11 protein-coding genes and 1 pseudogene are annotated in these 10202 nt (G+C 37.2%); 4 read left to right on the forward strand and 8 right to left on the reverse strand.

Features of this window, described 5'->3' with window-relative positions; translation table 11 throughout:
* Together ACTHJT_RS04145 and ACTHJT_RS04150 are read right to left on the reverse strand one after the other, a co-directional pair.
* The coding region (locus tag ACTHJT_RS04145) for an outer membrane protein assembly factor BamD (protein ID WP_440236571.1) at positions 1 to 531 on the reverse strand (531 nt) is incomplete at its 3' end.
* A gap of 72 nt (positions 532 to 603) precedes the next feature.
* Positions 604 to 2115, reverse strand: coding sequence for an OstA-like protein (locus ACTHJT_RS04150; protein WP_440236572.1), 1512 nt, complete (start codon positions 2113 to 2115; stop codon positions 604 to 606).
* Positions 2116 to 2162: 47 nt separating this feature from the next.
* Here ACTHJT_RS04150 and tilS point away from each other — a divergent pair, with 47 nt between their 5' ends.
* Entirely contained in the window at positions 2163 to 3518 is a 1356-nt protein-coding gene (tilS, locus tag ACTHJT_RS04155) for a tRNA lysidine(34) synthetase TilS (RefSeq protein WP_440236574.1), read from the forward strand.
* A gap of 67 nt (positions 3519 to 3585) precedes the next feature.
* Complete coding sequence (gene mdh / locus ACTHJT_RS04160; protein ID WP_440236575.1) at positions 3586 to 4521, forward strand: malate dehydrogenase; 936 nt, start codon at positions 3586 to 3588, stop codon at positions 4519 to 4521.
* Positions 4522 to 4610: 89 nt separating this feature from the next.
* On the opposite strand, the gene ACTHJT_RS04165 is transcribed toward mdh, so the two are convergent.
* The 5 genes from ACTHJT_RS04165 to ACTHJT_RS04185 all read right to left on the reverse strand — a co-directional run bounded on the left by ACTHJT_RS04165 (position 4611) and on the right by ACTHJT_RS04185 (position 7634).
* Complete coding sequence (locus tag ACTHJT_RS04165; protein ID WP_440236577.1) at positions 4611 to 5318, reverse strand: T9SS type A sorting domain-containing protein; 708 nt, start codon at positions 5316 to 5318, stop codon at positions 4611 to 4613.
* 99 nt (positions 5319 to 5417) lie between these two features.
* Positions 5418 to 6065, reverse strand: a complete 648-nt coding sequence (locus ACTHJT_RS04170; RefSeq protein WP_440236578.1) for a methyltransferase domain-containing protein — start codon at positions 6063 to 6065, stop codon at positions 5418 to 5420.
* Positions 6066 to 6105: 40 nt separating this feature from the next.
* Entirely contained in the window at positions 6106 to 6348 is a 243-nt protein-coding gene (locus tag ACTHJT_RS04175; RefSeq protein ID WP_440236579.1) for a TM2 domain-containing protein, read from the reverse strand.
* A gap of 4 nt (positions 6349 to 6352) precedes the next feature.
* Positions 6353 to 6916 (reverse strand): acyl-CoA thioesterase, encoded by a 564-nt coding sequence (locus tag ACTHJT_RS04180; RefSeq protein ID WP_440236580.1) that lies wholly within the window; start codon positions 6914 to 6916, stop codon positions 6353 to 6355.
* 1 nt (position 6917) lies between these two features.
* Positions 6918 to 7634 (reverse strand): phenylalanine 4-monooxygenase, encoded by a 717-nt coding sequence (locus ACTHJT_RS04185; protein ID WP_440236581.1) that lies wholly within the window; start codon positions 7632 to 7634, stop codon positions 6918 to 6920.
* Positions 7635 to 8001: 367 nt separating this feature from the next.
* On the opposite strand from ACTHJT_RS04185, the gene ACTHJT_RS04190 reads away from it, so the two are divergent.
* Together ACTHJT_RS04190 and ACTHJT_RS04195 are read left to right on the forward strand one after the other, a co-directional pair.
* Positions 8002 to 9066 carry a CHASE2 domain-containing protein gene (locus tag ACTHJT_RS04190; RefSeq protein WP_440236582.1) on the forward strand — a complete coding sequence of 355 codons (1065 nt, stop codon included), beginning with the start codon at positions 8002 to 8004 and terminating at the stop codon, positions 9064 to 9066.
* Positions 9063 to 9992 carry a hypothetical protein gene (locus tag ACTHJT_RS04195; protein ID WP_440236583.1) on the forward strand — a complete coding sequence of 310 codons (930 nt, stop codon included), beginning with the start codon at positions 9063 to 9065 and terminating at the stop codon, positions 9990 to 9992. The genes ACTHJT_RS04190 and ACTHJT_RS04195 overlap by 4 nt, the downstream gene beginning before the upstream one ends.
* A 79-nt stretch (positions 9993 to 10071) precedes the next feature.
* On the opposite strand, the pseudogene ACTHJT_RS04200 reads toward ACTHJT_RS04195, so the two are convergent.
* Positions 10072 to 10202: pseudogene (locus tag ACTHJT_RS04200) on the reverse strand (response regulator); the annotation flags it as partial.

The following is a 10202-nucleotide window of genomic DNA, read 5'->3' on the forward strand; positions in this document are numbered from 1 at the left end:
GACTTTATGATACATCATAGAATGTTCGAATGCTTTATGTATCAGTTTTGCATTTAAGACTGATGCAATCTCATTACACTGATCCATGTATATGGATCGGGGATAACGGGTAACAAAGTTCGACAAGGCCTTTAAACACTCATAAGTACTGGTTTGATCCAGGTTATATTCCGGTGAATTCATGTACAATGAATACACATGCATATACATAGACTCTTCAACACGCGTGCTTCTTGGATAGGTTAAATAGAAATCCTTGAAATAAAAAGCACTCATCATGTATTGCTTCTGCTTGTAATAATTATTCGCCAGATAATACGCTGCGTCTTCTGCCCCATCCTGCCCTTTCAATAAAGGAGACACATCTTCAAGCAAAACACCGGCTTTATAATAATCTTCTTCATTATAATATTTAATTGCACTCGAAAGCTTTTCCGCTGGTGTGCCCGTTTTCTGCAAGCGATTAAAATCACTGCATGAAAACAACAGGAAAACGATCGGTAAACAAATAAAATATTTAAGTAAGCGCATATTAGGCATAGCTTGCAAATGTACGAAATGATTTTTGTTTAAACAAAAGCTTTAAAAGTACTAAGCACCTCATTACAAATTAGTTCCAATGACTGACTGCCGTGTCGGACGATCTTTTGCCTTCCATTTAAACCCTTTCAGCTTAACATCTTCAGGTTTAAGCTGTTGCGGCGGAATAAAAGCGGCATCAGGCTTGGTCACATAAGTAATGGAAGCCAACTTATCATCTTTGAATAATACAACGATGGAACCAGCCTCTGCTTTATTTACTCCTATAAGTTTTTTTTCTCCTTCCAGGGCATGATAAATACTTTCCGCATTTCCTTCCACCATGATCTTCTTCAAATGATTATTATCAAAGTAGGCAGTAATCTGACGCCCCTTGATTTGATTAAAGTTTGCCAGGGTATCTTTCGAAATCACGAATGCATTTACATGCATGTGCATGGCATCCATCTTCCCGTTTTTCTGGACCATCCAGATGGAATCTGCCACCAATTGATTTTCTCCGTTCCACAAAACAGGATTGCGGAATAAATAAATCGTGGAGTCATAAAAATTATAAACAAGCGAATCGCAGGTTGCCTGTAGATCTTTTCGATACAGCTGAACATGGAAATAAGCTTTTAATAATTTTATTTTTTTAGTTGTATCATCAATGGAAACCAGCGTATCTGCTTTTAAGAATAACGTATCAATACCGCTTACCTGATACATGAGCGGATTTCCCGACACAATTGAATAGCCGTCTTTTCCTCTGTACTTTGCATGCTGACCCAATACAGTTATGCTGTCTTTTTTATTAATGATTTTCACATCACCGGTAACCACGCCCAGCTTTGTTTTTTCATCGTAATCAATCTTATGGCCGGATATGGCATTATCACCGGAGTGAACCTGCGCCCTGCCGCCAAAGTACATCACTGCTGTAGCGGTGTTGTAAGAACCTTCCTTCGATGTCACGACTCCGTCTTTTGTTGTAATCTTCGTTTCCCCTCTGAATGTTGCCATTCGTGAATTTGAGCTATATTGCAGCGTATCGGCATCAAGTAAGAAACCTTGCCCGGGATTGGTTATATGAACATTTTTCTTGAAGGTAAATATTTTTGAAGACGTATTGTAAGCACCTATTGTACTGGTCAAGTTATTTCCTTTATCACTGATATCAGCACCGGATGAATAACTTACAGTTTTAGACACACGGTCGTAATTGAGGACACTCGTTTTTAAGATCGTCTGTTTATCTACCAGGATAACATCACCGATTGCTTTTGCTTTTTTCGTATTACCATCATATTCAAGCTTCTTACAGGTTAGAGATAAGGTATCGCCTTGTGTTAATCGTACCCGTCCGAATGCTTCTATATAGTTTCTGCCGGCATATTGAAAAGCGGAATCACAATACAGGAACATTTCACCCTGTTGAAAAACAACGTTGTCTTTTAGTTTAACATATGCTTCCTTTCCTTCACTACCCATTAATGTACCCGCCTGTACCAACTTGATCTTTTCAGGTTGATTTTGGGCAAATGCACCAATAAACAGTAAAAATGCTGGTACTATATGTAGTATTCTCCGAAACATATCTCTAATCATATCTGCAAAAATAATTTAAATTGTATATTTAACCTATGTTGCACGAATTGCGCCAATTTATTTCAGAGAAACAACTTTTTTCTCCGAATGATAAAATTTTACTAACCGTAAGTGGAGGAATTGATTCGGTCGTATTATTCGATTTATTTTTAAAAGCAGGTTATTCTTTTGCAGTTGCACATTGCAATTTTTCCCTGCGCGGAAAAGAATCGGATGAGGATGAAGAATTTGTTGCCCGTTTAGCCCAGCAAAACAGTGTATCTTTTCACGTAAAACGTTTTGATACAAGTTCGTTTGCCAGCACAAACTCATTGTCTATACAAATGGCAGCAAGGCAGTTGCGCTATGCCTGGTTTGAGGAGCTGGCAAAAGAGTATGGTTATGCCCGTATTGCAACGGCACACCAACTGAATGATATTGTTGAAACCATGCTAATCAATTTAACCCGGGGAACCGGCATTGCCGGCTTGCACGGCATATTGGAAAAAAACGGAAACATTGTCAGACCACTGCTTTTCACTGCCCGGAACGAAATTCGCACATATGCTGAAAAAAACGCGCTTAGCTGGCGTGAAGACAGTTCAAATGTAGAAGAAAAATATGCGCGTAATTTAATCCGCCACCAGATCATTCCGGTTTTAAAGAACCTGAACCCCAAACTGGAAGAAGTTTTCAGATATAGCGCCGAACGTTTCAAAGGTACAGAAACAGTATACAAGTATCATATTGAAGAATACCGGTCAAGAATACTACAGAAAACGTCGGACGGATTCGCCATCAAGCTGGAAGACATTGATCAGACTCCCGATCCTTTATGTATTTTATCCGAACTGCTTTTACCATTCGGCTTTAATTATTCAACTATACAAACAATTTATACGAAGCGTTTTCAGCCTTCCGGGGCACAATACTATTCACCTAATTATTCACTTATTAAAGACAGGAGTCAATGGAATATTTTCCCGATCGAACAGTTATCGCATTTCGAATCTGTTGTGTACCCGAGCACTGCTGTAGTGGAAACACCCAATGGTAAAATAAGCTTCCAGCTCATTGAAAGTGAGCATTTCAAAGGCTTTGAGCGCTCCCCGAATGTTGCTTATTTTGATTACGCTTCTCTGGATTGGCCGTTGGTGGTCCGTAATTGGCTTGAAGGCGATAAATTCCATCCCTTTGGCATGCAGGGGATAAAAAAAGTAAGTGACTTTTTTATCGACTTGAAAATTCCGGCTAACCAAAAGAACAAAATCCCTTTTCTGATAAATAAAGAGGATATTTTATGGATTGTCGGTTACCGGACCAGCGAAAGGTACAAGATTACTGAAAAAACGGAGAAAATACTGGTTTGCACCTATATGCCGCTGATACTCGACCCGGAGAATATAAATTAAGCTTTTTTAAGTTTTTTTATTAATTTGTAAGCCTAAACATATAGTTAATACTAACCCAAAATAAATCATGAAAGTAACAGTAGTTGGTGCTGGAAATGTTGGTGCTACTTGCGCAGACGTATTGGCATACAGAGAAATTGTAAATGAAGTAATTCTACTTGATATTAAAGAAGGAGTAGCAGAAGGTAAAGCGTTGGATATTTGGCAAAAAGCTCCTATCACTCAATATGACACTAAGACGACTGGTATTACAAACGATTATTCTAAAACTGCTAACTCTGATGTTGTTGTGATCACTTCAGGCTTACCTCGTAAGCCAGGTATGACCCGTGATGATTTGATCTCAACAAATGCAGGCATTGTTAAAACAGTTACAGAATCAGTTGTTAAATATTCTCCGAATGCGATCATCATTGTGGTGTCAAACCCATTGGATGTAATGACATATTGTGCACACATCACTTCTAAATTACCAAGAAACAAAGTTATTGGTATGGCTGGTGTACTTGACACGGCGCGTTACAGAGCATTCCTTGCAGATGAGATCGGTTGTTCTCCAAAAGAAATCCAAGGAATGTTATTAGGTGGCCACGGTGATACAATGGTACCACTTCCTCGTTACACAACGGTAGGCGGTATCCCGGTTACAGAATTGGTTGAAGCTGGCAAACTAAATGCAATCATTGAGCGCACTAAAAACGGCGGTGGTGAATTAGTAAAATTAATGGGTACTTCTGCATGGTATGCTCCGGGTGCAGCAGCAGCTCAGATGGTTGAAGCGATCGTTAAAGATCAGAAAAAAATCATCCCGGTTTGTATCAAATTAGAAGGTGAATATGGTATCAACGATTGCTACTTAGGTGTACCTGCTGTAATCGGTAAAAACGGTATCGAAAAAGTTATTGAATTGAAATTAAATGCTGAAGAAAAAGCATTAATGGAAACTTCAAGAAAACATGTTAAAGAAGTAATGAATGTATTGGATGGTTTAGCGATTGCTTAATCAATCCGTTCTTCAGAACATTAAATAAAAAATCCCTTCACGTTCATGAACGTGAAGGGATTTTCTTTTAGATCAAAATGATCAGGAAGTTATTCTTTGATAATAATTTTTTCTGCAACAACACCTTTGTCTGTGTATACACGCACAAGCAATAAACCTTTCAGAGCAGTTGTGAATTCTTTTGAGGCAAACTCTTCTGTCTGTCCGCTCACGTTGCTCACAACAACTCTTTCAACGTTGATATTGTCTGCTGATACAAACATATGTCCATCGTTTGAAGGGTTTGGATACAGGCTTAAACCGATATCAGAAGCTTTAGCTATGGCAGTAGAAGTTTTATTTGTAAATGTATATTTAATACTGCCAGCAAAAGTACCGTTAACAGGATCATTGCTTGAAATATTCAATGTAACAATTTTACCTGTACCATTGGTAGCGCCTGATGAAATATCAACAGTAAAAGTTGTAGAAGATCCTGCTGCAATCGATGCGGATGTGCCAGATTCATCAATAGTAAAATCAGCAGCACCTGTACCACTTAAGTTGATGTACTTCCCGGATACCTGGTTTAATGTCAATGTTGAAGTCCCTTTATTTTCAATTTTAACAGTCAAAGGGAACAAATTCTGAACAGCGTCTCCGTAGCTTGTTACATCATAAGGTGTACCGTTATTTGTAAGAACTTGAGTACCTGCTATAGTGGTGATGGATACTTCAATAGTCGACTGTGCATTTACTGCCATGCTTGCCATAACAGCAATAACAAGCAAGCCAATTTTTTGTATTAATTTTTTCATACGATTAGAGTTTGAATTTATAAATACAAAATAAGGACTTTTAGTAACCTATTCTAATAAATTAGACGGAATTGTGATTTTCACCGATCGGGAACCCGATTATTTCATCAAAATGTACATAGTCCGCTTCTTATCAGTCGCGGTTTCGTAATTGATTTCATCCACCCGTGTGAAACCTGCGGCAGTAGCATACTCCTTTACTTCATCGCTACGTGGAATGTAGCATTCAATTTCACCAAAATCTGTTGTAAGTTTTATGTGCTGCTGGTCAATATGGCTTGCTATTGTCTGAATGCCAAGACGCGGAATATCAATGAACAATTTCCCTTTCGTACTTAATAATTCAAAAATGTGTTTGACATTTGCCGCCTGCTCTTCCAATGAAAAGTCTATGATCCCCGACCACATCCAAAGGGCAGTATCAATGGTCTGGGCAAATGAAATAGTATAAATATTTCCTTCAACGATTTCTACCGTTGATGAATATTTTTCACGTAAATGATCACAAAGTTTGGAGCTTTGTTCAACGGCTATAATTTTACCCTGGTGCTTTTTAGTAAGCAGGAAATCAATACAACGTCCGTAACCTGCGCCAATTTCAACAATATTTTCTGTCGATTGAATATATCTGTATGCAATTTCCAGGTCCACATAGGTACTGAAACCTCCGTCTTTTGCTAAAGATTGAAAAGTATCGATTCCGATCTGGTTATAAAAATTAAAATTCTTTTCGTTGATCTGTTCCATATTGTCTGAACGAAAAACTGTTCAAATAATTTTGTTGTGTTTAAGATAATGACCGGCCGTCTGCCATTGTCATTTCATTCAAGGCAATTTTAACAAGATCATATAAGGACCAGAAACCTAAGCCGCCTAAGGTAATAAACTGTAATATCCAGGTTTTATAGCCCATCATAAAACGATGTCCTCCGGCAAATCCCAGCAGCAGACAAATAACATACATACGCGTGCGGGGTTGAACCGCCGGATTTTTCAGGTAATACGGCAACGAAATTATTTTTTTAAACATAGAATTAATGTACTATCTGGCAGCGCTCATCTTTTAAAAGTTCCAAATCATGTTCTTCAGAGTGAGGCAGGTCTCCAAGCTTTTTTAGTTCTTTTTTATAATAATCTTTTATTTCTTTACGCTTCAGAGCATCCAAAAAGTTTTTTATTTCTTCTTTGGTTTCAAGTATCAAACCAGGAACCTTCTTAAGTTCATCCTTATCATCTTTTGAAACCATAGTAAAATAAGAGGTATTGGTATGCCGCACCGTGGAGGTATGTACATTTTCAGAAATAACCTTTATACCTATTACCATTGAACTGTTCCCCACATAATGCACGGATGCATGCAAAGCAACCAACTCCCCTACTTCAATGGGTTGAAGAAAGTCAACCGTATCTACAGAAACCGTTACACAATATCCCTGAGAGTGTTTTGATGCACACGCATAAGCTGCTTTATCCATCAGAGATAATAAAATCCCTCCGTGTATTTTTCCTCCAAAATTTGCATAAGAAGGAATCATCAGCTCTGTTATTGTAGTCTGAGAAAAACGAACAGTTTTATAAAACTTTTTATCTTCTGACATATTACTTCAATCGTTTCTCCAGTTCAACTTTGATTGTATCCATAGAAGCCAGAAGCTGATCATAAGATTTAATGACAAAATATTTTTCCTGAAAATGGTTCTTTACATATGGAGTATCCATAATGATTGACACATTATGGTCATATTTTGGAACGCCTGCATTCAATGCATAAGACGCTTCATTGCGGGATGTAATCATATGTGCGCCATAGATACGCAATGATTTGTTTACATCAATCAATCCGTATTGAATGGTATGCCAGTAAACACGTTTCAAATACAAAATCGCTTTTGAATCATTGATATATTCGAGTGCAAGCTCTCCGAGTTTTTCCAGATACAGACAATAAGTAGGTATATACAACAACGAAGTATGTCCAAACACGTCATGAAAGATATCATATTCATCTTCCATTTTATCAACCTGGTCGATGCTGCGTACCCATGTTCTGCAAGGATAGAGCTTATCAGCGAGCATACTGATAAATTTAGTGTCATCTACCATATCTTCCAACGGAACAATCCTCCAGTCGGTATGTTTGGCTAAATGCTCGTTTATTTCTTCCACATTAGGCACTCGATCTCCCGGCAATCCAATAGTTCGAATTCCAGTCATTACGCTCTCATCTGCAACGTCACCTAAAAAATTTAAGATTCTACTGTAAGCTGTTGCCCAGATCTTATTTTCCTGTTCTGTGTAATTATGAATCTGATCCATTGAATTAATTGTTAACCTTCAAATTTAACGAATTGAAGCCGAATTTTATCTATAAAATTCGACGATATGAATTCATACGAAAAAAATCCTTCTTCAGATAACTTTACGCAAATAAAACTATGGAAAGAATATTTTTTAAATTGTATATTTATCATTCAACATTCTTTTTATGACTTTTAAGAAGCTTTTCAGAGAGAGTTTTTTGGTAATGGCCTGGGTTTTGGGTTTCATGTGGATTATTTCCAATATACCAATCAATGCAGACGTATTCAGTCCTGTTTCGGATGCTTTTAAAGATTTCGAGCTTACGGACGTAGTATTTTCTCACATAAGGGAAAATCAAAAAGAAGAAAAAAATATTGTTCTGGTGAATATCGGCAAGCTTGATCGTGGCGGCGTTGCAGAATTAATCAATATTTTGAATAAATATGAGCCGAAAGCGATCGGGATAGATGCTTTTTTCCGAAAACCGAAAGACCCTCAACTTGATTTTGCTTTGGCCTCGGCTTTTTCACACACAAAAAACCTTGTATTGGTTTCTGAATTGATTGAAAACCCGAAAACCGGTAGTGTTGATAGCATTAACTATTCCAATCCTATGTTTATGCAATATGCCCAGCCGGGCTTTGCGGATATGATCGCCGAAGGGAAAAACAGTTTGAATACAGCCAGGGATTGTATCCCTAAAGAAGTACACAATGGTGATACGATTTTATCTTTTCCTTCAAAGTTGGTAAGTATTTATGCTCCGGAGAAACTAAAACGATACATTTCCCGTAATCATGATGTTGAGACAATAAACTATCAGGGTAATATTAACGTATATACTGAAGGAAGTACATCTAACTCCAAAACAGTATTTACCGCTTTAGACTGGACAGATGTACTGGACACCAATTTTACCCCGGAGACGATTAAAGATAAAATCGTTATTATGGGCTTTATGGGTGAATTTATTGGAGAAAACGACTGGCAGGATAAGTTTTGTACCCCGCTAAATAGCCAATATGTAGGCAGAACCGCTCCGGATATGTATGGAGTTGTAGTACACGCCAACATTGTTTCAATGATTTTAAAAGAAAGTTATATAAATGACATGCCTCAATGGCTGAACTGGACATTGACCCTGCTTTTTATATTTCTTACTATATGGATCTTTAATTGGTTGTATTTAAATACAGCCGAATGGTGGGATGGAATTTCAATGATTTTATCATTAGTGGGCGTTATTTTGCTTTCTACAGCCACTGTAGTCATATTTGACCAAAAAAATTACACTTTCGATATAGCAATTGCATCTGTGGCATTGTTATTGTCTGGTAACTTAATAGAACTGTATTGGGGAATACTTAAACCCCTTTATATGAGAACAAAACAAAAAAACGTATCTTTACAAAATCAAAATAAACCCGAAACCGAAGAATCAATATGAAAAAGTTATCCATAGTTTTCATACTTTTTGTAACCTCAATTTCATTGTTCGCCCAGGATGAAATTTTTAAAGTACTTGTTACAAAAGGAGGAAACAAAGCAATCGTTGCTTCGACAAATTCTTCTGTAGATTTAATTGTTGGTAAAAAATTATATACTGCAGATAAAGTTGTAATCGCAACTGGCGGTTACCTTGGGCTTGCGCACAAAAGCGGAAAAACGATTGAACTTAAAACTGCCGGAACGTATGATGTATCTCAACTTGTAAACCAGGTGAATACTCAAAACGCCAGTGTAAGTTCAAAATATGTAACGTATGTAGCCGGACAAATGACTGCCAATAGTGAAGACCTGGCAGCCAACCGTTACAAACATATGGCTGTAACAGGATCGGTTGAAAGGGGTACAGATAAAATCAAACCTATGGCTCCGTCACAAGCTACAGTACTTGATGAATTAGCAATTTTCAAATGGAATGCAGTTAAAGTTGGTAAAGAGCCTGCTAAAACATATGTTATCACTTTCATGGATATGTATGATGAAGAATTACTTGTAAAAGAAACATCAGACACGCAAGTAGTAGTTGATTTGGCTAAGCTAAACCTGCAAACAGTTAAAAATGTTGTATGGTATGTAAAAGTAAAAGAATCTCCGAATACTACTTCTGAAAAATTCAATTTGCTTTATGTTCCTGATGCCAACAAAGCAACAGACCTACACAATCAGTTTACAGCATTAAAAACTGAGTTAAGTCAGGAAACTGCACTAAATAAAATGGTCCTGGCATCTTTCTGTGCAGATAATAAATTGTCTTTGAATGCAATGGAATATTATGAAGAAGCTATTGCTCTTGAACCTGAAGTAGATGAATTCAAAATTGTTTACGGGAAATATTTAGCTGATTCCGGAATCGCCAAAATAAAATAAATAATTCCACTTCACATAAAAAAAAGAGTCACGCTAATAGCGTGACTCTTTTTTTTATGTGCTAAGATAATTTCTGCCCTTAAACCATTTTTTTCAATTCGGCAATTGAATCTTCCGAAAGTGGTTTGGTAATAAAATGTATTACATAATCATTGTCCACAATCCTGTCTATGTCTTTTTTATTGTCAGAGCTCGACAGAACAATGATTT

Origin of the sequence: Cytophaga sp. (genome assembly GCF_051961495.1) — a bacterium.
Classification (GTDB): Bacteria; Bacteroidota; Bacteroidia; order Cytophagales; family Cytophagaceae; genus Cytophaga.

Excerpts from the sequence above, each read along its gene's own strand:
- ACTHJT_RS04150 (WP_440236572.1), bottom strand. The coding sequence starts at position 2,115 with ATGTTTCGGAGAATACTACATATAGTACCAGCATTTTTACTGTTTATT.
- ACTHJT_RS04180 (WP_440236580.1), bottom strand. The coding sequence starts at position 6,916 with ATGTCAGAAGATAAAAAGTTTTATAAAACTGTTCGTTTTTCTCAGACT.
- tilS (WP_440236574.1), top strand. The coding sequence starts at position 2,163 with ATGTTGCACGAATTGCGCCAATTTATTTCAGAGAAACAACTTTTTTCT.
- ACTHJT_RS04185 (WP_440236581.1), bottom strand. The coding sequence starts at position 7,634 with ATGGATCAGATTCATAATTACACAGAACAGGAAAATAAGATCTGGGCA.
- mdh (WP_440236575.1), top strand. The coding sequence starts at position 3,586 with ATGAAAGTAACAGTAGTTGGTGCTGGAAATGTTGGTGCTACTTGCGCA.
- ACTHJT_RS04170 (WP_440236578.1), bottom strand. The coding sequence starts at position 6,065 with ATGGAACAGATCAACGAAAAGAATTTTAATTTTTATAACCAGATCGGA.
- ACTHJT_RS04195 (WP_440236583.1), top strand. The coding sequence starts at position 9,063 with ATGAAAAAGTTATCCATAGTTTTCATACTTTTTGTAACCTCAATTTCA.
- ACTHJT_RS04165 (WP_440236577.1), bottom strand. The coding sequence starts at position 5,318 with ATGAAAAAATTAATACAAAAAATTGGCTTGCTTGTTATTGCTGTTATG.
- ACTHJT_RS04175 (WP_440236579.1), bottom strand. The coding sequence starts at position 6,348 with ATGTTTAAAAAAATAATTTCGTTGCCGTATTACCTGAAAAATCCGGCG.